General features: G+C 54.8%; 22 protein-coding genes and 1 tRNA gene. 13 read left to right on the top strand and 10 right to left on the bottom strand.

Translation table 11 applies throughout. The features are described from left to right. The first annotated feature begins 35 nt into the window (after window positions 1–35). Together V8P86_RS03535 and V8P86_RS03530 are read left to right on the top strand one after the other, a co-directional pair. Window positions 36–263, top strand: a complete 228-nt coding sequence (locus V8P86_RS03535) for a DUF5795 family protein (RefSeq protein ID WP_336325857.1) — start codon at window positions 36–38, stop codon at window positions 261–263. Between the two features lie 47 nt (window positions 264–310). Continuing rightward, window positions 311–487, top strand: a tRNA-Trp gene (locus tag V8P86_RS03530). Between the two features lie 439 nt (window positions 488–926). Here V8P86_RS03530 and V8P86_RS03525 read toward each other — a convergent pair. Continuing rightward, entirely contained in the window at window positions 927–2,090 is a 1,164-nt protein-coding gene (locus V8P86_RS03525; protein ID WP_336325856.1) for a right-handed parallel beta-helix repeat-containing protein, read from the bottom strand. Between the two features lie 1,276 nt (window positions 2,091–3,366). Between V8P86_RS03525 and V8P86_RS03520 the strand changes: the two genes are divergently transcribed. Beyond that, the gene (locus V8P86_RS03520; RefSeq protein WP_336325855.1) at window positions 3,367–3,798 is read left to right on the top strand and encodes a hypothetical protein; all 432 of its coding nucleotides are present in this window, start codon (window positions 3,367–3,369) and stop codon (window positions 3,796–3,798) included. 239 nt (window positions 3,799–4,037) lie between these two features. On the opposite strand, the gene V8P86_RS03515 is transcribed toward V8P86_RS03520, so the two are convergent. After that, window positions 4,038–5,060: a DUF4332 domain-containing protein gene (locus tag V8P86_RS03515; RefSeq protein ID WP_336325854.1), complete on the bottom strand. Its 1,023-nt coding sequence runs from the start codon at window positions 5,058–5,060 to the stop codon at window positions 4,038–4,040. A 318-nt stretch (window positions 5,061–5,378) separates the two neighbouring features. On the opposite strand from V8P86_RS03515, the gene V8P86_RS03510 reads away from it, so the two are divergent. From V8P86_RS03510 to V8P86_RS03495, 4 genes are all read left to right on the top strand, one after another. Beyond that, window positions 5,379–5,993: a metallophosphoesterase gene (locus tag V8P86_RS03510; RefSeq protein WP_336325853.1), complete on the top strand. Its 615-nt coding sequence runs from the start codon at window positions 5,379–5,381 to the stop codon at window positions 5,991–5,993. 124 nt (window positions 5,994–6,117) lie between these two features. Beyond that, on the top strand, window positions 6,118–6,315 hold the full coding sequence (locus V8P86_RS03505) for a hypothetical protein (protein WP_336325852.1): 198 nt from the start codon (window positions 6,118–6,120) through the stop codon (window positions 6,313–6,315). A gap of 120 nt (window positions 6,316–6,435) precedes the next feature. Continuing rightward, window positions 6,436–7,233, top strand: a complete 798-nt coding sequence (locus V8P86_RS03500) for a site-specific integrase (RefSeq protein ID WP_336325851.1) — start codon at window positions 6,436–6,438, stop codon at window positions 7,231–7,233. Window positions 7,234–7,441: 208 nt separating this feature from the next. Beyond that, window positions 7,442–8,413: an alkaline phosphatase family protein gene (locus V8P86_RS03495; protein ID WP_336325850.1), complete on the top strand. Its 972-nt coding sequence runs from the start codon at window positions 7,442–7,444 to the stop codon at window positions 8,411–8,413. 9 nt (window positions 8,414–8,422) lie between these two features. Here the strand turns inward: V8P86_RS03495 and V8P86_RS03490 are convergent, their stop codons facing one another. Continuing rightward, window positions 8,423–9,817 (bottom strand): sulfatase, encoded by a 1,395-nt coding sequence (locus V8P86_RS03490; RefSeq protein ID WP_336325849.1) that lies wholly within the window; start codon window positions 9,815–9,817, stop codon window positions 8,423–8,425. 121 nt (window positions 9,818–9,938) lie between these two features. Between V8P86_RS03490 and V8P86_RS03485 the strand changes: the two genes are divergently transcribed. The 3 genes from V8P86_RS03485 to V8P86_RS03475 all read left to right on the top strand — a co-directional run bounded on the left by V8P86_RS03485 (window position 9,939) and on the right by V8P86_RS03475 (window position 13,926). Then, window positions 9,939–11,045, top strand: a complete 1,107-nt coding sequence (locus tag V8P86_RS03485; protein WP_336325848.1) for a glycosyltransferase family 4 protein — start codon at window positions 9,939–9,941, stop codon at window positions 11,043–11,045. An 82-nt stretch (window positions 11,046–11,127) separates the two neighbouring features. Then, complete coding sequence (locus tag V8P86_RS03480) at window positions 11,128–12,732, top strand: alkaline phosphatase family protein (RefSeq protein WP_336325847.1); 1,605 nt, start codon at window positions 11,128–11,130, stop codon at window positions 12,730–12,732. Between the two features lie 72 nt (window positions 12,733–12,804). Beyond that, entirely contained in the window at window positions 12,805–13,926 is a 1,122-nt protein-coding gene (locus V8P86_RS03475; RefSeq protein WP_336325846.1) for a glycosyltransferase family 4 protein, read from the top strand. Here the strand turns inward: V8P86_RS03475 and V8P86_RS03470 are convergent, their stop codons facing one another. The 4 genes from V8P86_RS03470 to V8P86_RS03455 form a co-directional block, all read right to left on the bottom strand. After that, a complete protein-coding gene (locus V8P86_RS03470; RefSeq protein ID WP_336325845.1) occupies window positions 13,927–14,628 on the bottom strand; it encodes a hypothetical protein in 702 nt (233 codons plus the stop codon). Window positions 14,629–14,852: 224 nt separating this feature from the next. Further along, complete coding sequence (locus V8P86_RS03465; RefSeq protein WP_336325844.1) at window positions 14,853–15,890, bottom strand: hypothetical protein; 1,038 nt, start codon at window positions 15,888–15,890, stop codon at window positions 14,853–14,855. A gap of 299 nt (window positions 15,891–16,189) precedes the next feature. Then, the gene (locus V8P86_RS03460; protein ID WP_336325843.1) at window positions 16,190–17,620 is read right to left on the bottom strand and encodes a sulfatase; all 1,431 of its coding nucleotides are present in this window, start codon (window positions 17,618–17,620) and stop codon (window positions 16,190–16,192) included. Between the two features lie 156 nt (window positions 17,621–17,776). Then, a complete protein-coding gene (locus V8P86_RS03455; protein ID WP_336325842.1) occupies window positions 17,777–18,484 on the bottom strand; it encodes an acylneuraminate cytidylyltransferase family protein in 708 nt (235 codons plus the stop codon). A 93-nt stretch (window positions 18,485–18,577) separates the two neighbouring features. On the opposite strand from V8P86_RS03455, the gene V8P86_RS03450 reads away from it, so the two are divergent. Further along, window positions 18,578–19,222, top strand: a complete 645-nt coding sequence (locus V8P86_RS03450) for an acetyltransferase (protein WP_336325841.1) — start codon at window positions 18,578–18,580, stop codon at window positions 19,220–19,222. A 12-nt stretch (window positions 19,223–19,234) separates the two neighbouring features. On the opposite strand, the gene V8P86_RS03445 is transcribed toward V8P86_RS03450, so the two are convergent. Both V8P86_RS03445 and neuB read right to left on the bottom strand, forming a co-directional pair. Beyond that, entirely contained in the window at window positions 19,235–20,062 is an 828-nt protein-coding gene (locus tag V8P86_RS03445) for a sugar phosphate isomerase/epimerase family protein (protein WP_336326292.1), read from the bottom strand. Between the two features lie 16 nt (window positions 20,063–20,078). Further along, complete coding sequence (gene neuB / locus V8P86_RS03440; RefSeq protein ID WP_336325840.1) at window positions 20,079–21,119, bottom strand: N-acetylneuraminate synthase; 1,041 nt, start codon at window positions 21,117–21,119, stop codon at window positions 20,079–20,081. 101 nt (window positions 21,120–21,220) lie between these two features. Here neuB and V8P86_RS03435 point away from each other — a divergent pair, with 101 nt between their 5' ends. Further along, entirely contained in the window at window positions 21,221–22,306 is a 1,086-nt protein-coding gene (locus V8P86_RS03435) for a DegT/DnrJ/EryC1/StrS family aminotransferase (RefSeq protein ID WP_336325839.1), read from the top strand. Between the two features lie 51 nt (window positions 22,307–22,357). Beyond that, entirely contained in the window at window positions 22,358–23,341 is a 984-nt protein-coding gene (locus V8P86_RS03430; protein ID WP_336325838.1) for an SDR family NAD(P)-dependent oxidoreductase, read from the top strand. Window positions 23,342–23,343: 2 nt separating this feature from the next. Here V8P86_RS03430 and V8P86_RS03425 read toward each other — a convergent pair whose 3' ends face one another. After that, window positions 23,344–24,735, bottom strand: a complete 1,392-nt coding sequence (locus tag V8P86_RS03425) for a nucleotide sugar dehydrogenase (RefSeq protein ID WP_336325837.1) — start codon at window positions 24,733–24,735, stop codon at window positions 23,344–23,346. Window positions 24,736–24,841 lie beyond the last annotated feature (106 nt).

Raw genomic sequence — 24,841 nt, 5'->3', positions numbered from 1 at the left:
GCCAACTCTTAGGATAGGGAGTGCCAGATACAGATATGGCTGACAATCGTGTCGTGCAGGGACGTATGGTCACACCCAACAAACTCGCGGAGATCATCGAAGACGATGACGTGATGGACGCCGAACCGATTACCGATGCCGACCGCGAGTGTCCCGACTGCGGTGGGAGCGTCCTCGAAGTCGGCTACATGCCCTCCGCGATGGAGTTCGTCACCGGCTGGAAGTGCCAAGACTGTGAGTGGTCCGAGACCGACCGAGACTGATACGTAATCGAAATCCATTTACGAGAACTCACCCAACGTGTGGCTGCGGGCTCGTGGCCTAGTCCGGGAAGGCGGCTGACTCCAGAGGCTACGTGCCAGGGACGATACTCCAGCTGATATACTGAGCGGCCGGCTGATCACCGACCGCGCTGATGACCCTCTGGAGTACCGAGGCACACACCGGAGATATCAGCCGATCGGGGGTTCAAATCCCTCCGAGCCCATGATTTCTACTCCGAACTACGGTGAGGAGTGAAATCTGAACCGCGGAGGGATTTGAAGCAGGGAACGAAGCAAAGCGGAGTGACCGTGGTTCATAATCCCTCCGAGCCCACTTACTTTCAGCGAACCACACGGTGAGCCGTAAGTCCGTAACGCGAGGAGGATTTCCCAGTGTTTATGAGCGTCTCACGGTGGATACGTTTTCCCCATATCCATGGTCGTCTGTGACTACGCAGTCACCAATGACGTCGCCAGTCCGGCTATGGTACTGGACAACTGCTCGAATCCTGACTCGTACCTCAGACGTCTGCCAGCAACTCTACCGTTTTCGCGTCTGGTTCATTGTCGTAATTCAGCTTCAAAGCCGTTCCGAACGGGGTTGGATCGGCCGTGACTGCATCGCCGAACATCTTCCCCGGAGTAAGCGCTTCACCTCCGCACTCAGGGGTTTGCCGGATTCATCTTCGTCGCCGAACCTTGATCTTCTATGTCAGTCTCGAAATTCGAGATCGTGTTCTTCCGAACCTTGTTGTTCCAGGCCTCGGGATCGAATTCGTTGTCGATATTGTCTTCCACGATGATACCGACGCCAATCTGGCCCTCCGGGTCGTCTTCGCCCGTGAGGTCGTTTTGCATTACTTTCGTGTTGTTGACCGACGGAGCCATCTGCGTGAGAGCGCCACCGTACGGTTCGGCAACAGATTCCATGAGCGCACCGTACTCGACTTGCTCGGCGGTGTTGTCTTTCACTTTGGTATTATCAGCTGACGACTGGAACCACCCCCATGAGCCAATCGAGAGCGCTATATCGGCGTTCTCGATGACATTATCCTGAACAACGATTCCGTCACTCTCGAAAACAAGGATGGCAGACGCAACGGGATCCTCATTGCTGTATCTGTTATCCGTGACAGTGTTGCCTTTGACGATGCCTGTGGCACCGAACCCGACCTGAATCCCGTTTGGCCCCCACGCTTCGCCGAGACCCGTACTCCCCGTGACCGTGTTGTTCCGAATGGTAACCTCCGGTGATGGGTGAGCACCGCCGTCCCCGTTCGCACCAATCCCGCCACGCTCGTAATTGTTCACAGTATTATTTCGAATTGCGACGCTCGTATCGCCGTATGCTAGAATCCCGAAGGTCTCCTTCCCTCCGACCCCCATGTTCTTGATGACGTTATTCTCAACTCGTGCCTTGTCGGGACTGTTCACGTTCCGATAGAGCAGAGCTGGTTTGCGCCGAGCGGTAGGCTGTCGGTCGCGCCCGTCAATATGGAATCCCGAAACAGAAACATCGATAGTTTCAGCCCCCGACACTGCGCCGCTCGAGGTAGTTCCACCGTAGGCGAAAACGGTTGGTTCCCACGACGGGCCACTCTCAGGGATCGTGAACGCGTCGGGAGAATCCGGGTGCTCGATGGTAGCGCCCCGGCCTTCAAGAGCAAGTGATTTATTGATTAGTACCTGTTCGCGGTACGTTCCGCTATCGACGACGACTCTATCACCGGGTGAAGCAGCGTCTACCGCTGCCTGGATACTGCTGTAGTCACTTGGGACTGAAATTTTCGCTGCAGCAGTCGTGCTAGATATTGCTGGCACTCCCACTGCGACTGCTGCAGACGTAAGCAGTCCTCGTCGAACTACTGTACGCCGCGATACACCCCCGCTGTTGGATTCGTTCGAAGAATTCATTCTCTGTCACTCCCCGAAAGTGGGGCATTATCTTATTCAATACCTACGTAAATTGTTATTTTCCAATTATCTCTCAGTAATCAAGAATATCTACTGACCTCAGCTTAGTTGTAATGCCTTACCGTACTGCATTCTGCTGATTCTCAGTACTGGCAGTCGGAACTGCAAAAATACGCTGAATCGCAGGAGTGACTCAAGAGCACGGGGATACGCCGCGATAAGGCTGTCTGAATGGGCGACCCCACTACAGAAGAAGCTGACAGAGCATTCCGGGATACATCGTTCTGTTGAATATATTTAACCAGTCATCGGGTTGGTGAAGCTGTCTGCAGCCAGTATAGGAATGGACGAAACGAAACCTGACTACGCTTCGGGGGTGTTTTCACCGTTAGTAGATGCCCTGGTTTCACGCTCTACGACCGCACCAAACAGGACACCAATCCCCATGCCAATCAGGATGCTGCCGTATAATAAGAAGTGAACGGGACTCTCGGATGTGAGGAACACTTCGATACCGCCCATCCCGACGAGGTAGCCGAGGCTTCCGGCTCTCTCGAATGAATGCGGCGAAAAGGTCGTGAGTGCGCCGAATCCGGCACCAACTGTGACACTCGCAGCGAGGACAGGCAGGATGACGGCATCACCAAGCCAATCGAAAATAGACCAGCACAAACGTGTCATAGAACTCTTCACACACTACAGTCATCTTGATTACTATTATAGTGGGTTAGTAGATTAGAACTACGTGCACTTAGTGCACGCAGTTTAAAATTAGTTAGAGAGTGCCCTTCGTTTCCGAATAATTATTTCTCGTACCTGTTCAACGTGACTCGTCTCGGATTGAACGATCGCTGTGAGGGCGGCTTTGACGATCTCGGGGCGGTTGGCTCCGAAATCGTCACACTCAGCGACCATTCCGGCCCTTTCCTCAGAGATTCCCGATTTGTCCACTGTCTTTGAACGATCAGTACAGGTGAGACAGTAACCAGCGAAGGGTACTGTCTATCAGAAACTCTTCAGCACCTCCGTGCAAGATACAGAGTATCCATTTAGCAGAACCCCGCTAACTTCCATAGCTATGAAATGACTCAGGAGGCGCTGTTCTACAAGACTGCGACTCGACTGCCTCGGTGATCGGTCCAAGCAATAAAAAAGACAGATTTACTTTTCTGCTGATAAATTGTACGATATGCAACGACGGGCATTCTTAGTTGGGAGCGTCGGGAGTCTGGTGGCAGTCTCGCTTCCGGGAGAACCAGTCAAGCAACCACAAGAAGCGCCTGACCGAAGGCAAACACCAACCGTCTTTGATGCTATTATGGAATACTATCACACGCTTGCCGACTGGGGAGAGGCCGCAGCCAACGCATACGTGCATCCTGAAGCGGACTATGACCATGACTTCGATCTGAATGGATTTGAAACGGTGAGTGTTGATCGAGCGGTGATTTGGGAGTCTGGCCCAAGTCCGTCAGCACTAAGCGACAGTATAGAGGATGCAAAACGGTACCGGACTGAGATTTCTGTCGCGGAGTCCAATCCAGAAACCAATGGTGACACTCACCGTGAGACTGCCATTGCAGTAAAAGACGCCAGTGGCGACTGGTACCTTTGGGGCTAAGAGCGTCGCAGCAGATATGAGTGTACCTCCTACTTTCGGAGTCTTTCTGGTTCTGAATACGCGACCTACATCTTGCACTGTCTTCTGTAACCCTCTTTGCCCCGACATTTCCGCTCCCAGAGGCTGGACCGCAGCAGGTCGGTGTGAATGTTCCTCTGACACGCTAAAGCTGAAACAGGACAGGGAAAATAGACTACAGTCAATGGAGCTGGGCCGGATATTTCCCCGACGGTCTGTTACTACTGATGTGTCTGTGCCTGCTGAATCAATTCATTTCCAAAGCTTCCTGAAAGACCGGTTTGATTCGCTACATCCTCTGGCTCGGCTTCAGCGAGGTCATCGACTGTAAAGATATCCGCCTTGGCTAACTCTCTAGCACGCTCGGAGCCGATTCTCGGAAGTTCAGTCACCACAGTAACATCACGATATGCTGCATCACCGACCCACTGTTTGAGCGTTCGTTCGTCAATCTCAATCTCGGCAGCGATTTCTTTTGGGCAGGCAGTTTGTAACTCATCCGCGGTGTAGATATCCACTTTGGATAACTTTTCGACTGCCTCCTGCCCAACTCCATCGATTACATCTGGCCGTTCACTTCCACGGTGAAAGGCTGCGAGATTGATCCACCGTCGGAGACGGGACTCGGCGAACGGCGTCTGGTTGACGAGCTGTTCAACATCCGCAACTACAAGATCGGCAACAGTATGGATACCAGCAGTAGCCAGTACGTCGGCGCGTTGCTGGCCGATGCCCTGAATAATTTCGACAGACTCACTCTCTCCCAGCGTATCGACTGTCCAGTCGAGATGTTTCGCTGACCGTACGTGCTCCCAGTCATCCACAGCAACATCGTCGGTCAGCAATGGTTCCGCACCAAGTTTCTGCACGAGTTTTACCAGTTTGGTACTGCCGACTAACTTAATCTCATTTTGTTCGGCGCTCTGCTTGGCAGGTCCGGTAAACGAACTACTGGTGACCACGACAGCATGATCCGCCTCATCGCCGGGCAAGATGGAGTACTGTCGGATGGTCGGACTGGATATATTAGTCTCCTCGTTCCATGCTTTGGCTTCGATTTTCAACGTGAGCTCGAATGGGAAGTTTCGGCGCGCAATGATGTCCCGCCCCCGATCACCGCGCCTATCAGTTACCTCTGTCGTCCACCCCTGTAGCTCCCAGAGTGCAGCCACAAACCGTTCGAATTCGGGACCAGATAATGCTCGAATCCGTTCGCGAATCTCCCTCTCGTTGAGTTCGACCATATCTGTGTATCCAGTATCACTTATAAAATAACTCATCAACTACTGACGTGACAGTACTTTGCCCATTGATAACCGGCAAAGCACTGGTCTGCAGTAGTCTGATCCGATCGAACGCTTTACATAGCGTAGATAGCGGGCAAGTGTGGTTGCCCGTCGATAGTGTAACCCAGTGTATCTTGCGCAGCACAACGCGCTGATTAGTTGGGTCTGAGTCACTTAACACAGTGTTTGTAGCTTCAAGAGAACTCGTGAATCCTCGTCTAGTTGTCGGCACCAATACGGCCGCGTATTTTATTCCGTGTGTCCCTACGCACGTGCGTGAAGTCAGTCAACAACCACTCGGCAGAGATCGAATCTGGCGAGGGTCGAGACACAGCTGAGGAGGTGCGGACAGGCGAGCGGTCAGCACCTGCTATCGTCAGCATCAGCGATATTCACGGCTACCGCGACGATGCCCGCAGTGCGCTGTTGACACTCTCCGACCATCGTGAATACGATCCTCTCGTCGACGAAGACGAGGACGGCCGCCTCCACTGGGCGGATCACAACTACATTCTCCTCTTCAATGGCGATCTCGTCGATCGCGGGCCGCGTAATGAAGAAGCACTGGCACTGGTTGCCCGGCTATTGAGACAGGCCCCACCGGGACGGGTCAGAGTAACGCTGGGGAATCACGAGGCTGTTGCCCTCTCACCGGAGTACTTCAATTACACAACCTGGTACTCTGGACAGGTGGACCAGTCCGATCGCGAAGCCCTGATCGCGTCGATCTTAGCAGGGGTGATCGTCGCGGCGTATCAGGGGTACAACGTCGTCTACGCTCACGCGGGTGCTGGGGGCGACGGGCTGGTCACGCGCGTCATCGGCCCGGCCGTCGATGCTGGCTACGGCAGTCAGCACACCCCGAACTACAAGACGGAGGTGCTGGGATGAGCCGTTCCGAACACCACCACGCTGACGACCCGACTGACCAGCCGTGAGTTCTGGTGTCTCGAGTGCAGTCGCAAGGTGACCCGCTCGGCGAAGAAAGACTGTGAGTACGGCCACCGGCCATCGTGTGCGTACACGATCCGCCACCGTGACGATCACGCGCTGGAACCCCGAGGTGCTACCGACGATGCCTGAGAGTCGCCCCGATGCCGAAGATGTCTCACTGGAGGCCGCCATCGACCGCTGGCTGCGCAAACGACAGACCGATGCCACCGAGGAGACGCTGCGGGGCTATCGTTCGCGGATGACCCAGTTTCTCAAGTAGGCCATCGAGGAAGATCTACAGACTGTCGCTGATCTCGACGCGTGGACGCTGGACGAGTACCAGCTCTCCTTGCGCGATCAGGGCTTTGCCCCGACCACGATCAAGAGTCGGCTGAACACGGTGCGACTCTGGATTGAGTATCTCGAGACACTCGACCTCGTCGAGCGCGGTCTCTCAGATGCAATCGACGTACCGAACCTCTCCTGGAGCGAAGAACAGAGCGAAACACGACTCGCACAGGAAGATGCCCTGGCGGCGCTGGAACTGCTGCGGGACAGCCAGGAGTACTACGGCACCAGCATGCACGCAGTGCTGGAGGTGATCTGGCACGTCGGGGCTCGAATGGGCGCGGTGAAAGCGCTCGATCTCGACGATTTCGACCCTGACGAGCAGTCACTCTCGTTCAAGCACCGGCCGTCGACCCAGACACCGCTGAAGAACAAACACCGTGGGGAGCGCTACGTTGGCCTCTCGGACAACGTCGTCGATGTGCTACAGTTCTACATCGCGCGCGAACGAGCGGACGCCCGTGACGATCACGGCCGCGAGCCACTGTTCGCGACGCGGGAGGGACGCGCCTCGAAGTCGACTATTCGCGCGAAGTGCTATCAGGCGACTCAGCCGTGTCTCTGGCAGGAGTGCCCCCACGGCAATCGCCGACCGACCTGTGACTTCACGACGCGTACGCACTGCTCGAAGTGCCCTTCCTCGCGATCACCACACGCGGTCCGGACAGGTTCGATCACGTGGCAACTCAACATGGGCTATCCGGTTGAGTTGGTCTCGAAGCGCGCGAACGCGACGATCCCGGTGATCAAGCAGTACTACGACCAGGCCAACCAGGCAGAGGAGTTCCGCGAACGACGACAGGAGGCTGAAACTGACCTTGATATCTGCGAGATGATGGACCAGGCATGATTCAGATGCCGGAAACGAACGCTCTCGGATGTATTACCATCAAGCGCTCAGAACATGACAACCCTCCGAGCCGATTCCTTCCGCGAACGATATCGGACGTTCTCAGACCGAACAGCACTCGTGGAACCCTCTGCACACCACAGTTTCAGAGGTCACTGTCGATCCGAAAAGCCGAAATCTATTACTCCGCCGGTAGGCTACGAAGCGTATGACAGTCGTCGTCTTCGGGATCGATGCGCTCGACCCCGACCTCGTCGATCCTGAGGAGCACCCGCATCTCACGCTCGCGGCACACGCCCCGATCGAGACGATCAACAGCGTCGAAGGAGAGCCGAGCACGCACGAACTCTGGCCGACGATCATCACCGGCGTTCGACCGGACAAGCACGGACTCGTTCTCGACGATGGCGTCGCGTGGGACAGTCCGGTGCTCCGCATGGGAAGCAAAGCCGGTGACTACGTCCTGCCGGACTCGGTGCAGACACAACTCGGAGCCTTGTTGCTCAACCAGACTGACGAAGACGCATTCCGAACACCAGCCTCGTACTACGCGGACAACGACCTCTCGACGGTGTTCGACGATTATGACTCGAAGACAATCGGCATCCCGAACTACGTCACTGATTCCGACAGCGAAGACCGAGAGCACCAACTCCGCCGAGAGATGGGTGAACTGTTCGAGCGTGATCCCGAAGCGAAGGGCGGTCACACCTCCGCCGATCCCGTTGCCTTCTACGAACAGTGTCTGGAGATGACGATGATCCGAACCGCACGAGTCCGGCGAGCACTCAGAGGCCAACAGTACGAACTCGTCTTCGGCTACACCAGCGGTCTCGATCTCGTCGGTCACGTCAGTTACGACCGGCCAGCCCTCCAAGAGCGTGCGTACGATGAACTGAACGACTTCGTTGGTGAACTTCGTGGCGACCTCGGCGAGGACGACGAACTCGTCCTCGTCAGCGATCACGGCTTACAGGACGGCCTGCACACGGAGACGGCGATGATCGCCGCGACGGATCCGGACATTATCGACGGTGTCGCGAGCGTGCTCGACGTGCGCCAGGCTATCGAGACAGAACTCGACAGCCATGATCACACGCCGGAGGGTCGAGAGGAAGACACCGAACTTGGCGATTCGTCGGAAGTTCGCGAACAACTCGAAGATCTGGGCTACATGTAGCCACGCACTCTACATTTCGTGATCGAGATATCCGAGATCAGCGAGTCGTGACCGCATCTCTTCGTCGACCTCGGCTTCGGTTCCCGAACCGACCGCCTCCCCCTCCGTTTCGAGCCACTCTTCGAGCCAGGAAGCCATCTCTGTGGCCTGTTCCTCTGCAGAGTCAATGAGATTTGTCTCCTCGTCCGGAAGCCGGTACAGCCGTGGATCGTCTGGCCGCTGGCTGTATTTGTGCTCCCCGTCCTGGATTACTGAGTACTCTTCAGTACAGAATTTCGACCGATCGTAGTCGGGATTCCGTTCGAGCAGCGGCGTCAGGTCACTCGCGCCCGATTGGCTAATCGCGTACTCGCGGCTATCGGTTCGGAGATCGACCCCCTGAATCGTCTCCGTCTCGGCGCCCGCAATTTCCAGTAGCGTCCGCACGACATCCGTATGCTGAACGATGCCATCGTCAGAGAGATCAGAAATCCCCTTGATTACCATCGGAATGTGGAGCACAGCGTTGTGCATGCTGTACTTGTGAGCGAGCATGTCGTCCTCACCGAATAGCTCACCGTGGTCGGCAGTCACGACGAGGATCGTTTCCCCGAGGTGTTCTTCGATCACGTCGAACAGTTCGCCGACCAACTGATCGGTGTAGGCGATTTCGCTGTCGTACATCGCGAGGAGCGCCTCCATCTCGGCCTCGCTGAGATCACAGCCGTTGGCGACGATATCGAGCAGGTTGTGATGAATCTCCATCGCGACTGAGGCCGCCTCCCGACCGTCCATCTTGATCTCGTCAGTGTATCGGTTGAGATACGGCAGTGGCGGGTAGTACGCACGATGAGGTTCGTTGTAGTGAATGTAATAAAAGAGTGGCTCGTCGGGAGATTTGAGCTCTTCTTTTGCGAGTTCGTTCATCAGATAGCCGGCGGAATGGGCGTGAGAGTCCGTCGAGAATCCGACAGAGTGTCGTCGGATGTTGGCAGCGTATTTGACGAGATTTTTGAGTCCTGCACTCTCCAGGATTTCACCGGGAGAAGAGCCGAGAAGCGTGAAGTCATCGAATCCACGGTCAAGCCCGGTCAGTGAACTCGCGTAGCCGTTGTTCGACAGCGCGACTGTCCGGTAGCCCACATCGCCTAACAGTTCTGATATCAGCGATAACTCGCTTGGAAGCTGTCGACTGTTCCCGAAATACGTTCTGTGTCGGGACGGATACGTCCCGCTCAGAATCGAGGGGACAGAGGCAGGAGAGGACCGTGCGTGTGAGAAACACGACGAAAAAGAGACTCCGTCAGTACGGTCTGCGATGGCCCGAATCTCCGGCGTCGTATTGCGGTCGTACCCACTCATCGTCGTGTGGTCGTACCGCACGCTATCGAGAGTCAACCAGATAATATTGGGCTTCTCTGTCATGCGGTCATCTTGATGGGATCAATGGCTGGTCAGTATTTCAATCACTCGCTCTTGCACACCATGAGATACTACCCGTGTCATCCCACAACTCATTTCTGGTATCTTCGTTTATTGGTGGCCAATGGAGCGGCTCAGCGTCTGTCATGTGGTCAACGCGCTCGGTGACACGAGTATGCCGGGTGATCTCGCAACGACACAAGCCTCGCTCGATTCCTTCGGCCGCGTCGGTGTCCTCTCGTGGTTCGATATTGACACCTTCCAGGGTATCGACAGTATCGAGACAGTTTGTCTCGATGTCCCAGACACTTTCCGGATCACATCCGAACAGTATGCGACGGTCAAATCAGTATTCGAGGGGTACGATCTCATCCACACACACCATCCTCATTCGGGATTTTACGCGAAACTCATCGCGACACGACTCGGAAAACCCATTATCCATACCGAACACAATAACCACGATGGATTTACGCGGAAAGGTCGGGCCGCAAATGGGCTAACAAATCCACTCGTCGACTCGGTCGCCTGCGTCTCGGAGTCTGTCCGCGAGTCGCTCTTTCGCTGGGAACGAACACTGCTTGCCGACTCGAAAGTCAGTGTCATCAACAACGGCGTCAACCTCGACCGACTCGAAGCAGCGACGAACCGAGAGTGGAGTATTTACGACGCCACTGAGATCGGCTCAAGCGCGATAGTGGTCGGTTCTGCGGGAATGCTTACCGAACAGAAAGCCCACGACGTACTCATCGACGGAGTAGGCCGAGCAAACAACCGGAGTGACCGACCGATCGAACTCGTCATCTCCGGTGATGGTGAGTTACGTGAGCAGTTGACGGCACAGATTGAGCGAACGGGTCACAGCGACCGACTCCACCTCCTCGGATTTCTCGACGAGCGTGAGCAGGTGTACAAAATGATGGACGAGATAGATATTTATGCGATGCCTTCCCGATGGGAGGGATTCTGTGTTGCTGCGCTCGAAGGGCTTGCGCTCGGTAACGCTTGTCTCTTCTCCGAGATTCCCGAATTCACCGAGCCGTTCGGACAGGTCGCACAGTTTCACGATCTAAACGATCCGGAGGACGTGGCCGACAATCTCGTCACTCTCGTCGAAGACGAACAGTTGCGAATGGAGCTCGGGAAATCGGCAGAACGACTGATCCGCGATCAGTACACACTAGAACAGACGACTAGGCACTATCTCGAAGCGTACACCGAGTTACTCTAACACGCAGTACAAAAAAGCCGCTCACGTTCTGCTCTCGACTACCGAAGCACACATCACACCTCACCCCGAAACACAGGCCAATATGGGGTCTGAACAGGTTCTGGTCGTTGGTTTGGACGGTGTCGATTTTCGGTATCTCGACCGGTTTACGGACGATCTGCCGAACATCACCGCACTCAGAGACGGTGGGGTCGAAGCACCACTCACCGCGACTCATCCGCCGTGGACTGGAAGTGCGTGGCCGTCGATGTACACTGGATTGGACCCCAGTACCCACGGCGTGTACGACTTCTTCGATTACCGAGACAGCTATCCCGACGAGGCCGAGATTGTCTCCCGCAACGATGTCGATGCCCCCGCTATCTGGAACTACCTCTCGGCAATTGACCGGACGAGTATCGTCCTCAACGTGCCGGTCACCCATCCCGCCGAACAGATCGATGGCGTCGTCGTTCCCGGCTATCTCGCTCCTGCTGACGAGGGCGGCCATCCAGAGGGGATTCGTGATGAACTCTCGGATGCGCTCGGTGAGCCATACCGGATCTACGCTTCTTCTGAAACTTCCGAAGACGAGCCGACGGCCTCAGAGTACGCCGAGTTGATCCGCTCTCGAGCATCGGCAGCGACGTATCTCATGGAGACGACCGACTGGGATTTTGCTTTTATCCAGGTCCAGAAGACCGACACCGTGTTCCACAACTTCTCTGAAGAGGCGGTGTTCAGACGGGTATTCCGTGCCACTGACGATCTCGTCGGGCGACTGACCGACCACGTCGACGACGAGACAACCGTGGTACTCGTCTCGGATCACGGGATGGGGCCGACGAGCGGTGAACTCTATCTCAACGACATTCTCGAAGAGCACGGCTACGTCGAGACGACTGCAAATCCAACCAATCTCGAACTCTCGGGAGTCAAATCGGACGAAGACGGCGGAGAGAGTGACTCGATGGCCGCGCTTGCACGCGTCAGTGACCTCCTCGGGCGAATCGGCCTCGGACCACAACAAGGATACCGAATCGCACAGCGTCTCGGTATCGAGCAACAGATTATCGATGTACTCCCAGAATTGGTCACACAGTCATTGGCAAAAGGCGTCGATTGGCGGGCGTCACAGGCGTACTGTCGCCGGACCTCTGAGCAGGGGATTCGAATCAATCTTGCGGGCCGAGACGAGTCAGGTGTCGTCACGGAAGCCGAGTACGAACAACTTCGCGACGAGTTGGTTAAGTTGCTCTCGAATCTAGAGACGGATCGCGGCGAGAAGGTCTTCGAGTCAGTCAAGCCTCGTGAGGCAGTCTACGATGGACCGTACGCTGAGCACGCCTGTGATATCCTGTTCCAGACAGCCAGCATGGATCACGAAATTTCGACGAACTTCCACGGCCGGGCGATGCGGTCGATTGACTCACACAACCACAAACAGCATGGGATTTTCGTGGCTTCCGGACCATCGATCGACCGACGGCCGGACGGCCCGATTTCGCTGCTCGCTGTCGCGCCGATGCTGTTTGGCGCGCTTGAAGCTCCCGTTCCGGAGCGACTCGCGGACTCGCTGACCAGAGACATCCTTTCAAAACCTATCGAGCAGCAGCGGTACGACGACGTTCCGTTCGGTCGCTCTGCTTCGTACTCACAGGATCGAACGGAGGTTACTGACCGGTTAGAGGATCTTGGCTACCTGTGAGTTCGTGCTCTACTGTCTGCTAATGAGTAAAACCAATATATCCCACGCTGTGAGCCATACATATCTCCCGTAATGAACGTTGGATACTTCTATCACTCAGAATATGCAGAACAAAATTCCTCTGGGACACAGATAATAAATACGGTCAACGCTCTCTCCGCAATCAACTGTACACCGACGCTGTTTGCTCCGCAGTCGGTCCACGAGTACTTATCTTATCACGACCTCTCAATCGACGGTCGGTTAGTTAGTCGCCCGTTCTCCCTCAGTAACGATACGCTGGATCGCGCCGCTTACTACGCACTCTCGCTCGCTCACAGTATCCGAGCAGGAATTGACGCCATCTACACGAGGGATGTCTCGTTTCTCCGATTTCTCCGCCTGATCCCGCGTCGCCTCCACCCACCCGTCGTCTACGAAGCACACAAGTCCTACGCCCAACTCGGAGACTTGAGCGAGGCCGACGAGCGCCGACGACTGAACCGCGCCGATGGCGTCGTTACGATTTCTAACGGCATCCGAGAAGACCTCGAACAACTCGGCATTACCGTAGACGCCGTTGTCTGGGATGCTGCGAACACCGACCACGTTCCGACTGCCTCGAAGCGCCAACTCCGGACGGAAATCGGAATCGATGAAGATGGTCCGGTTTTCGTATACGCAGGCAGCCTCTACGCGAGTAAATACGATATCGAGTGTCTGATCGACGCATTCCACGCCGTGACGCAGCATCGGTCGGCTTCGCTGTACATCGTGGGTGGAGACGAATCCAACGTTGAGCGATATCAGACATACGCGGCAAACACTGGTGTTGCGGAGGCGGTTCACTTCGTGGGCCATGTCTCACAGCAACGTGTGTTTGAGTATCTCAAGGCGGCCGACGTGGGCGTTGTCGTCCAACAGCCCGCTGATCTCCGAGCGAGGAAGTACACTTCTCCGCTGAAACTGTTCGAGTATCTCGTTTCGGGGCTGGTCGTTGTCGGAACAGACGTACCGTCGATCACAGAAGTGGCCGAGACCGAGCCACGGATTCTCACCTACGAAGCTGGAGACGTGGAAGATCTGTCGACCGTTATGGAGGCCGCAGCCGACAAATACCGTGAAATCAACCCGGACGAGACCGACCGGCGATACAGTTACGAACACCGTGCCGAACTCATTCGTTCGGTGCTGAGTCAGTACGTCACGGCGTAGTTAGTCTGCATATCCGAGCGCTCGAAGCCTGTCTTCGAGATCGTCGCCCGTTTCGGTCGTCTCGGCTGGCCGAAACTCCGCCCACGGTACGTTCACTAGCGGCGGAAGGTGACAGCCACACGGATGCTCGTAGAACAGAAAGTCCTGCAGTCGCCCGAACGTCTCTCCGTGATCCGCGGTCACGACGACGGTATTTCCTCGCTCGATCCAGCGAACCAGATATGGAACGAGTGTCTCCCAGATGCTCTGTACCGATGCCCGATACGCTCGTTGTGCCTCTCGTACCGAGATTAGTCCCCGTTGCATCGCAACCTGTACAGAGTCAACCTCACCGTCCGACCCCTGCCACGATCCGAGATCGTCGTACGCGAGTAGCCACTCTTCGTCCAGTTTCGCAACGTACGGCCAGTGCGGTTGTTGGTGGTGTGCGACCACACTGTCTGCTTCTTCGGCTACCTCGGTCGCCCGGTCGAGAATCGGCTCCGGAAGCACTGTTTGCCGTTGGCTATCCCAGTCACTCTCCCAACACCGCTCGACAGTTGTCGCGTCTGTCGTCGACTCGATTTTCTCGTACTGTGGATTCCCCGACAGAACGTGACTCCCGTCGAACGCACCGCGTTCCACGACTTTCTGAAGCCACTCTGGCGTGCAACTGGCCGGCGAGACTGCGGTTTCGATGGGCCATGTGGCAACCTCTCGCAACGTGTCGACTCGACACGCATCAAGAATGACAAGGATGTCCCAATCGATTGCCTCAACCCGTTGGAGTTGGTTCGAATTTCGGTCAGTGGTGAATCGCTGTAATAGCCATTTCCGTGCCCGATAATCAATTCGTTCGTTCACTATCCGATAAGAATTGGTTACAGTTGCTGCCAATATAAACCGCTCGGAACGTCTACCGATGCTCGTTGATCGCCCAGTTCCCACTATACTTCCTCGTAGGGATACAGGGGCAACCGTGGGTGTAGCGCTGACTTTTCGTTCTCCACGTATATCGTGACTCCTTCGTTTTTCAGTACAATTTCACGCAGCGAGTAAATAACCTTCTCCAGAGTTAGTTGCCCCGCATCGGGGTCGTTTGTCTTATGTGTCTCTTCGTTGTTGTGATTGTCGTGTGTGGCAGATGGCGGCCGTGGAATCGGGATCCCCTGTTCTTGATAGTGGGCTTCTCGCTCGTCGAAAAAGTACGTTGAGTCCACCATATCCACGCCGCACAGGACGATATTCTCGTACCCCAGACACAGTGCAAAGTGTATTAGATACGATATCGAGCCCCGCTTTCGGTAGAGGATGTTGAACTCTCCCGAATTAAAGTGACCTCGGTCGTATAGATGCTGTAGCAGTGCTTCGTTCCGTTCGACACTCGATGCTGGTGTAACGATATTGTTGTAGGAGCTATCACAGGAGACAATCAGGTTTCCAGCGAGCCATCCTGGAAGGTCGTCCGGTTCCAAGCGCCGGTACACCGTACTCACGTCTTTTAGGATGATTGGAATGTTCTCGTATGCCGCTTGCCTGCTGTTCAGCAGGTTCCAGTACGTTCGTGTAAATTCCTCGTACTCGGGTTCCATCCGGGTCTCGAACACGTGATACGTCGGTGTAAACTCGTGAATTGGCCAGCGGTTAAGCCCGACAGAATCACGTTCGTCGATGTGTTGCCACTGTGCGTCGGTAATCTGCGTAATGGAAGACCCAGAGCCAAGAATAAACAGCGTATCACTCGACTTGTAATCGGAAAGGCCAGCCTCGGCAATCCGTGGGCCGATCCCTCTCTCAGCCAAAAGTCTAGTAAATCGCTTCGCTCGCTTGTTGTGCTTGCGAACGTAGTACGGAATCTCGAACCGGGTTCGGCTGACGGTCTGTTTTTCGATTGGTCTCCGGAAGTGATTGAATATCCCGGTGGCGAGGCCACCAAGCCCCTCAGCGTTGTACGCCCGCTTGGCTCGTTGTAATTTGTCTCTCACGCTCGTTGTCTCTCCCGCTGCACGATACTACCCTGACGAGTACACAAGAACACTTGCATTCCTTCTGGCGACACGTTGATCGGCCATACACGGCTGCTTGTGCAGCAGTGCCGTTTCGAAGGAGGAACCGGAGATTGCTCATTCGCCGAGTGGTTCGTTATCTGTTTCCGCGTAGTATGTTGGGCGCGCACGATTTTCCTGACGGCGTTCGACTCTTTTGCCCATTCTCGTCTACGGGGGAACATTGGCGAATGAACCGGCAGTGGCTTCGTTTCGATTGGGACACCTTCGAACAGTTCTCATTCGAGATAGCCCATATCTCGGAGGTGCTGTTCCATCTCCTCGTCCAATTCGACAGCCTCTGGTTCCGCCTTGAATCTGTTTTCTGTCTCTTGTTTCCACTCACGGTAGTGTTCGCTTAGCTCTCTGTACACCGACGGCTCTTCGCCTTTGACATCTGTCGTTTCATCGGGGAGCCGATACAGTTTCTCGAACTCCTCAGTGTGAACCAGCTTGTACTCGGTCGTCCGAAGAGCAGTCGTAAGCGATTTCGGCAGATGTGACAGGTCGATATCCGGGTTGTACTGTCGAATCCGGTCGTAGCTCCGTGCGCTGTCGTCGTCGACGGTTCTTCTGTGATCTTGGCTGATTGCCACTTCTCTGGACTCTCGTCTGAGATCGATCCCCTGGAACTGTTGGGTGTCAGCACCGGCGACCGATAACAATGTTTGCATCACGTCGATATGTTGTGTCGGCCGGTCGGTGTGATGGCTCACTCCGTCGAGCCCGTGGATCACCAGCGGGACGTTGATTACTCCGTCGTGAAGCACGATGTGGTGACCGAGCAGGCCCGCCTCGCCGAACAGGTCGCCGTGATCTGAAGTCACGACGAAGATCGTCTCTCCCAACTGTTCCTGAACGAAACCGAACAACTCGCCCACACAGGCGTCCATGTACTTGATCGTCGCGTCGTACATCGCAAAGAGCATCTCCCACTCCCGGTCAGAAAGTTGAATACCGTCTGCCATCCACTCGTACAGTTCTTCGTTCATCCGTTTAGCGAACGTCACTGCTTCTGTTCCCGATGCGTCGATCCCGTCGAGGAACTCATCACGGTACGCAATCGGTGGGATGTACGGATGGTGTGAGTCGTTGTAGTGAACGTAGCAAAAGACGGGTTTGTCCGGCCGCCGTCTCAGTTTTCGCTTGAGAATGTCACTCGTGAAGTACGAGGTCTGTTCGCCGTGTTTCGACTTATACGGCGAGAAGCCTGGCCCGTGTGACCGGATATTGAACAGATACTTCACCATCGACGGCAGATGCTCCGACAACAACTGCTGTGCGTCTGCGTTGATCGAGACGAAGTCGTCGTATCGAGTATCGAATCCTTTCAGCCTGCCAGCGTATCCGTTCTCCGCAATCCCGATGGTGTGATAGCCACGTTCAGCGAACAGTTCCGGTGCGGTTACCATCGACTCTGGAAGCCTGTCGCCGGAGTTCTCACCAACCATCCGGTGACTGGATGGGTAGAGTCCTGTCAGCATTGATGGTACCGATACCGGTGTTCTTGTACTCTGTGCAATTGCGTGAGAGAAATTGTTTCCAGCGGCTGTCTTCGCAATGCGAGAGAGTTCCGGGGTTGTCTCTCGGTGATACCCATTTACCGAGGTGTGATCCGCACGGATGCTATCTAACGTGACCCAGACGATGTTCGGGTGCTGCGCACTCACACTGTGAAGATACTCTGTCTTCAGCTAATAAACGCATCGGGCTTGCTATCGATCTCAGCAACAACCGACAGCACTATTTAGGCACTCACAATGGTAGTAGACTGGTTTCTGTTCCCAACACTCGGGGAAAACCAACAGAACAGTTTGGTTGGTAACTCACTCTTGATACTCGGCCCACGCTTTGGCCATGTCGAGATCGAAGGGCTCGTCGATATCGAGTGAGCGAGACCGCGGCATTTTGTACCCTACCGTTTTCTCGGTGTAAAAACTCTCTTCTTTGCGAAATGCATCCACGTACGCTGCAAATACTGCCCCGTTCGGATGGTACAGTGCTGGGGTATCCTGGCTTCGCGGAAGGTCGTCTGTCCAGAGGTACCCCTCGTCGAGGTACGGGTGTAGCTGTCCATCTTGATTTTCAGTGACGGCCCAAACCGGTGGGATGTCGAACTCTGAGACCGAAATAACGGAATCACCGTCCGTATCCTGTAATCGTTCGATTGCAGCGTCGATGTCCCCTGGCGTCCGAAATGGACTCGTCGCTTGAACCATGCTTACTATATCGAACTGCTCGTCTCTTTGCTCGAACCAGTCCAGCGCGTGAAGCACAACATCGTCGCTCGTTGCTGTGTCAGTAGCTAATTCCGCAGGTCGCTCGAAGGGCACCGTACCGCCGTAGGACTCTGCAACGTCACGTATTGTGGGGTCGTCGGTTGAGACGACCGCGCGATCAATCGCTGTCGACTTTTCGGCGTGTGAGATTGCGTGAGCGACGAGTGGCTTCCCACCAACAGTCCTGATATTCTTGTCTGGAACACGTTTTGAACCACCACGAACGGGGATTACTCCGAGTACTTTTCTTGCCATATTCAGCACTTTACCGCCACCATCAGAATAGTATTATGAAGGCCCCAACAAACACCATAAATCATATAGATGCCAGTGCAGTACAATGGTAACGTGAATACCATCGTTGTCGGCGCTGGGGGACACTCGCGTGTCGTGTACGATATTCTTCGGCATGATCAAAACGTCGATGTCGTCGCTTTCGTGGACAATACGCCCCGAGGGACAGAAGAGACGATCATGGGCATCCCCGTTCTCGGTGATCACGACGTTATTCCTGAGGTCGTCAAGCAGCAGGATGTCGGTGGGTTCATCATCGCTGTCGGTGACAACGAGATTCGTCAGAGACATTTCGAGGCGCTGTTAGACAGGGGTCTCGAACCTGTGAGCGCAATTCATCCCGAGTCAGTAATCTCGGAGACTGCGACGGTCGGGGCGGGAACAGTCATCGCAGCCGGGGTCAACGTCTCCACGAACGTCGAAATCGGTGAGAACACGATTCTCAATACGGGAAGTATCGTCGACCACGAGACTGTCATTGGACCACATGTACATATCGCACCAGGGACGACAGTAGCTGGTCGTGTGACTGTCGGCAGTAACACATTCATCGGAATGGGATCGACGGTACGTGACTACGTCGAGATCGGAAAAGAGGTTACAGCAGGTGCTGGCTCTGTGATCCTCGACGATATCCCAGCAGGGAAGACAGTAGCCGGTGCGCCAGCCGAGATAAAACACGATGAGGAGTCTGACTGATTCGTTCAGTCTCTAGTGTTCGATGAGGCGATGGCGATACTCGATGAGTTCTTCCAGTGTGTCGAACCGTGCTTCGACAGTTGTCGGGGTGTCGTTGAACCGCTTCCAGACGTCGAATGCCCAACAGCCCGGTCGAACCGGTTGATGTGCATCGTGCGTGCCGTCGTTTGTGTGCAGGTGAATGTGACTGACCTGTGGTGTGACGATATCGAGAAATTCTTCGGCGTCGAAATCAAGTGTCTCTGCTGCTACTTTTAGATGGCCGATATCGAGTAACACGTCTATTTCAATACGGTCGAACAGCATCTCGAACTCAGTTGGATCGGCTAACAGCACCACTGACCCTTCATCGGTGAGGTGTCGTGGTTCGACGACGTTGTTCTCGATGGCGACGGATACGCCGCGGCGCTCTGCGTACGGCACGAGAGTTTCGAGGGAGTCGACGAACGTCTCCATGCACGGCAAAACGGGTGAGAGCTCTGCCGTGTCGAATCGAAGATTCTCGTCAGGATCGGCCCGAAATCCTGCGTGAAACGTGTACCGGTCGATCTCATGCTGTGCGCAAAAATCGATACTGTCACGCACGTACTCTACACTGCGCTGTCGCAGACTGTCGTCCTGAGAGGCAATATTGAGGACGAACTCCTCAGGGACTGGTCTGAAATAGTTGTGCGCAGTCAGATCAAAGGAACACTGCGTAACAAGCGTTCCTACGTCGAACCCCGTGTCGTGACAATACCCAAGTTCGACAGCATCAATCCCCGCTGTCCTGTATGCGTCTATCGTCTCGGCATACGACCTTCCGCCTAAGCACGTTGTCGATGCGTATAGCTTCGGCATCATCTGGTAAATTACTCTATACGGCCCGCTTCCTTATGTCGTTCCAGGTTACGGACTCTTGGGCTTTTAGATCTCGTTTCGTTGTACAGCCGACGACATCGTCTATCTTCCATGGTGAGATTCCGTCATCGGGACGGACAACGATCAAATCGTCTTCCGCCAGTTCCGCCCCTGCTGAGATGTCACGACAGACGTGGAGACTCCGCCGCATTTGCGGACGGTTCTCTCGTTCGCACGGTGGCTGCTTGATTGTCCCGTCGCCCTCCACCGCCGTTGCAGTCCGTATCCCGTTGACCATCCGCTCAAGTTCGCTGGGTTCGAGCGAGGCCTCGTGGTCCGGGCCTTCCATGCTGCGGTCGAGCGTAAAGTGTTTTTCGATCACGGAAGCACCGTTTCCGGCCGCGATGATCGGGACCGATGTTCCCCGAGTATGATCGGAGAACCCGACAGGAACACCAAACGTACGCCTAAGTGTGTCGATACACTGCATATCGATATCGTCTGGCGTTGCAGGATAGCACGAAACGCAGTACATCAGTACGACTGAATCACAACCGTGAGTCTGCAGAAACTCGACGGCACGTTCAATCTCTCCGAGACTGGCCATGCCGGTCGAAAGAATCACTGGTTTGCCGGTATCCGCAACCGATTTCAGGAGTGGCTTATTGATGATGTCGGCAGAGGCAATCTTATATCGGTCAACATCAAGTTCTTCGAGTAGAGAGACGCTCCCTGGGTCGTACGGTGTCGAAAGAAATTCAATGCCGCGGTTTTGACAGTATTCTTGCAAAGCGAAATGATCGCTCTTTTGCAGTTCGACTGCTTCTAACATCTCGTACTGACTACTATCTCCAGCACGCTTCTGGTAGCCCGCGCGCTCTGTGTCGCGTGTGACAATTTCCTCGGTTTGAAACGTCTGGAACTTGACTGTGTCTGCACCTGCATCGGCGGCCGCGTCGACTAGACGCTTTGCTGTACCGAGGTCTCCGTTATGATTGATCCCGGCCTCGGCGATGACCTCACAAGCCTGTTGCTCGGATCTACCGATCCTGTTCATACACTACTACCCTTGATCTGACGGAATCAATCTTCCGTCTCTCTCTGAACCGCGGTATCGTGATCAATGGTTTTAATCTACACGACACTCTCCATCAGATCATGATTCCGGTCGCTGAACCGTTGATAGGTGAACGAGAGCTGGAATACGTCACGGACGCCGTTAAGCGAGGTTGGATCTCGCCTGCGGGTGATTATGTTGAGCAGTTTGAGGACGACTTTGCTGATTTCGTCGGAGTGGATCACGCGTTCGCTGTCTCGACAGGGACCGCTGCACTCCATCTCTCGCTCGTCGCCGCCGACATTGGTCCCGGTGATGAGGTGATTGTTCCAGACACGACTTGGATCGCTTGTGCCAACGTCGTGAAGTGGGTTGGTGCCGATCCAATATTTGTCGACGTGTCAGAAGAGACGTTCACCATCGATACTGAGGCTGTTACGGACGCTATTTCGGACGATACTGCGGCGATCATGCCTGTTCATCTCTATGGCTATCCGTGTGACATGGATCCATTGTTAGATACTGCTGAAGACCACGGTCTGTTCGTAGTCGAAGACTGCGCCGAGGCACACGGTGCAGAGTACCGCGGCTCGTCCGTTGGTTCGATCGGTGATGTCGGCTGTTTCAGTTTCTACGGTAACAAGATACTCACGACCGGCCAAGGGGGCATGATCACAACCGACGACGACGAGTTGGCAGACCGTATACGCCTGTACAGACGTGATGGGATGTCCCGCGAGAAAAAATACTATCACGAAGTGATTGGATACAATTACAGGCTGACGAACATGCAGGCTGCCATCGGCGTCGGCCAAGTTGAACGAGCGACCGAGATCATTAGCGAAAAGCGACGCGTGGCCGATACGTACCGCGAGCAACTCTCTGAATTACCTCTTCGATTTCAAGCGGAACCAGCGTCGATGTCCCCGACGTACTGGATGAACACTCCAATCTTCGAGTCATCCTCTATTCAGAACGAGGTGGTTGAAGCCCTCCAGCGTGCAGATATCGAGACACGCCCATTCTTTTATCCGTTGCATGATCAGCCACCGTATCGAGCCCACCACGACACAACACAGTCGGTCGCGATGGAGTTGTACGAGCGGGGGGTGAACTTGCCTTCGAGTCCACTTCTGAGTGATGACGAGATTACACAGGTCTGCAACGTTATCGAAGCGGTAGTGTGATCACTACAAGAACAGCGTGATGTATTTATTTCTCCTAGATGAACACTGTGCATGGACGTTCACGTAACTGGAGGTGCTGGATTCATCGGCTCCCGTCTGGTTCGACGACTGGTGAGCGAAGGTCACGACGTAACGGTACTTGATAACGTTAGTCGGGGTCGAGTTACGAACCTCGACCCCGTCGCGGATAGCATCGAATTTATCGAGGGAGATATCAAAGAGTACCAGTCGGTCGAAGCAGCGATCGATTCCCCGGATCTCGTCTATCATCTCGCAGCGGTGAACGGGACAAAGAACTTCTACGACAGTCCAGTTGATGTCATGGAGGTGAATGTCTCTGGTGTGCAAAACGTAATTCGTGCCGTCCGAAACAGCGACTGTGACCGTCTCGTCTTTGCGTCATCATCTGAGGTGTACGGGTACCCAACAACGTTCCCGACGCCAGAGAGCCATCCACTGCAGATTATGGATCCGACGAATTCACGCTTCTCCTATGCTGGCAGTAAGATTCTCGGCGAGCAGTATGTCGTGAACGGTCTCGAGCAGACGAATACCGGATTTACTATTCTTCGCCCGCACAACGTCTACGGCGAAGCCATGGGAGAAGATCACGTTATCCCTGAGTTCATCGAGCAAATCGTCACCGATATTCCGTTCACAATCTACGGGGATGGTGAGCAGACACGAAGCTTCTGTTATATCGACGATGCCGTCGACGGGTTTTATCGTGCTGGTACGAGCCCTTCAGCTGCGAGCGGTATCTACAATATCGGTACGCAGGACGAAATTACGATCAATGAACTTGCAGAGCGCCTGTTCGCTATCGCAGGTTTCTCGCCCGAGGTTGAACATACGGATTCTCAAGAACTGGAGGGATCGACGCGCCGCCGCCAACCTGACATTTCTCGGGCACGAGACGAACTCGGGTACGAACCAGCTGTCTCACTCGATGAAGGGCTGCAACAGACCTTCGATTGGTACTGTGAGTATTTCACCGGCGAATCGGCAGCACAGTGGCGTAACTCCGAACAGTAACTTCACTCGCCGCTGGTGTCGGATGTCGTTGGATCGTAGCTCACGCCACCGACTACTTCGTAGTGGAATCCGAGATCGATTACCGTTCGTGTCGGGAAGACATCCCAACCGTCGACGATAATTGGCTCTTCTGCCATCCCTTGGTACGTCCGATAGAGATCGATATCCTCGAAGGCCGGATTGTTATTTAGCAGTGCAACGAGGTCGTACGTCCGTTCCTCGAACAGGCCGGTCAACTCCGAATCGGGTGAAACCGGGTTGGCACCCAAGCTCTCTATCTTCCAATCCTCGACATCGGGGTCGTATGCATCGACAGTCCCGTACTCACTCAATCCTTCGATCACCGGCTCGGCAGGTGTATTGCGGGTATCGTTTGTCGTCGGACGACCCTTGAATGCTACACCGAGAACGAGCGTCTTTGTGTTACTCTCTCGTCCTGTCCTCTGAAGAGCTTCGTTTGCCTGAGACAGCGTGACCTCCGGCATCGATTCGTTGATCTGCCGTCCAGTTTCGATCAGCTGGCGGACCTCCGAATCAAGTCCGTCACCTGCTGCTGTCTCCATACTCTCGATGAGTAGGTACGGATCTTTGGGCAGACATCCACCACCGACGCCCGCACCAGGTTGCTTGATATTGTTACGGCCGTAGCCGGAGTTTGCGAGCTTGATTAGCTGCTGGCCGTCGAGTCCGTGCTGGCGTGCAATCTGACCGAATGCGTTCCCGATTGCGATATTGATGTCCCTGTACGTGTTGTCGAAGAGTTTGATCATCTCCGCGGCTTCCAGGGAATCGACATCGATTATCACGTCCGAGATCTCGCTGAATATCTCCGCCCCTCGATTCGTCGACGCTTCATTGTAGCCACCGACAATCTGTGGCAGGTCACGAATCTCGGCTAGCGCGTCGCCCTGAACCGTCCGTTCCGGTGCTTGGAGGTAATATAGCTGTTGACGTGAATCGAGACTGCTCTGTGTGATCAACCGGTCGAGCATCCGGTCTGCCGTGCCAACAGAGATCGTGCTTCGAATGATGACCGTGTCGCCCGGCTCGACGACGTTCGCTGTTTCGTCGACTGCAGATTCGAGCGCACTCGTGTCTGGTTTTCCGCCTTCGAGTGGTGATCCGACCGCAATAATGTATATCGAATATTCTGATGCATTGAGTCCCTCCAGCGACTGTCTAAATCTAAGTCGACCCATCGACTGGTGCGATTGTATCGTTTCTTCGAGACCTCGCTCCTCGAAGTGAGGTTCACCAGCCTGTAGTTTCTGTAGCCTTTCAGGATCTTTCTCTACCCCAAGCACATCGTACCCTGAGCGCACCATTACCGATGTCAACGTCAATCCGACGTACCCCTGTCCAATCACACAAGTAGAGAGACCGTCTGTTTCCATACTATCTCCCTTGATATAGACGGTCAAGTACGTTCTGGTTCAAGGGCTGTCTGAATTATCGTATGCCGGGGAATTCACTGTTTGACGTTATCGGCGATATACTTCA

The organism is Halovenus anhuiensis, assembly GCF_037080055.1.
GTDB lineage: Archaea > Halobacteriota > Halobacteria > Halobacteriales > Haloarculaceae > Halovenus.
The sequence above is the reverse complement of the archived record's forward strand: the minus strand, read 5'-3'. Positions and strand labels throughout refer to the sequence as shown.

Excerpts from the sequence above, each read along its gene's own strand:
- V8P86_RS03425 (WP_336325837.1), bottom strand. The coding sequence starts at position 24,735 with ATGGAAACAGACGGTCTCTCTACTTGTGTGATTGGACAGGGGTACGTC.
- V8P86_RS03495 (WP_336325850.1), top strand. The coding sequence starts at position 7,442 with ATGACAGTCGTCGTCTTCGGGATCGATGCGCTCGACCCCGACCTCGTC.
- V8P86_RS03475 (WP_336325846.1), top strand. The coding sequence starts at position 12,805 with ATGAACGTTGGATACTTCTATCACTCAGAATATGCAGAACAAAATTCC.
- V8P86_RS03515 (WP_336325854.1), bottom strand. The coding sequence starts at position 5,060 with ATGGTCGAACTCAACGAGAGGGAGATTCGCGAACGGATTCGAGCATTA.
- V8P86_RS03430 (WP_336325838.1), top strand. The coding sequence starts at position 22,358 with ATGGACGTTCACGTAACTGGAGGTGCTGGATTCATCGGCTCCCGTCTG.
- V8P86_RS03485 (WP_336325848.1), top strand. The coding sequence starts at position 9,939 with ATGGAGCGGCTCAGCGTCTGTCATGTGGTCAACGCGCTCGGTGACACG.
- V8P86_RS03445 (WP_336326292.1), bottom strand. The coding sequence starts at position 20,062 with ATGCCGAAGCTATACGCATCGACAACGTGCTTAGGCGGAAGGTCGTAT.
- V8P86_RS03455 (WP_336325842.1), bottom strand. The coding sequence starts at position 18,484 with ATGGCAAGAAAAGTACTCGGAGTAATCCCCGTTCGTGGTGGTTCAAAA.
- V8P86_RS03535 (WP_336325857.1), top strand. The coding sequence starts at position 36 with ATGGCTGACAATCGTGTCGTGCAGGGACGTATGGTCACACCCAACAAA.
- V8P86_RS03480 (WP_336325847.1), top strand. The coding sequence starts at position 11,128 with ATGGGGTCTGAACAGGTTCTGGTCGTTGGTTTGGACGGTGTCGATTTT.
- V8P86_RS03490 (WP_336325849.1), bottom strand. The coding sequence starts at position 9,817 with ATGACAGAGAAGCCCAATATTATCTGGTTGACTCTCGATAGCGTGCGG.
- V8P86_RS03520 (WP_336325855.1), top strand. The coding sequence starts at position 3,367 with ATGCAACGACGGGCATTCTTAGTTGGGAGCGTCGGGAGTCTGGTGGCA.
- neuB (WP_336325840.1), bottom strand. The coding sequence starts at position 21,119 with ATGAACAGGATCGGTAGATCCGAGCAACAGGCTTGTGAGGTCATCGCC.
- V8P86_RS03435 (WP_336325839.1), top strand. The coding sequence starts at position 21,221 with ATGATTCCGGTCGCTGAACCGTTGATAGGTGAACGAGAGCTGGAATAC.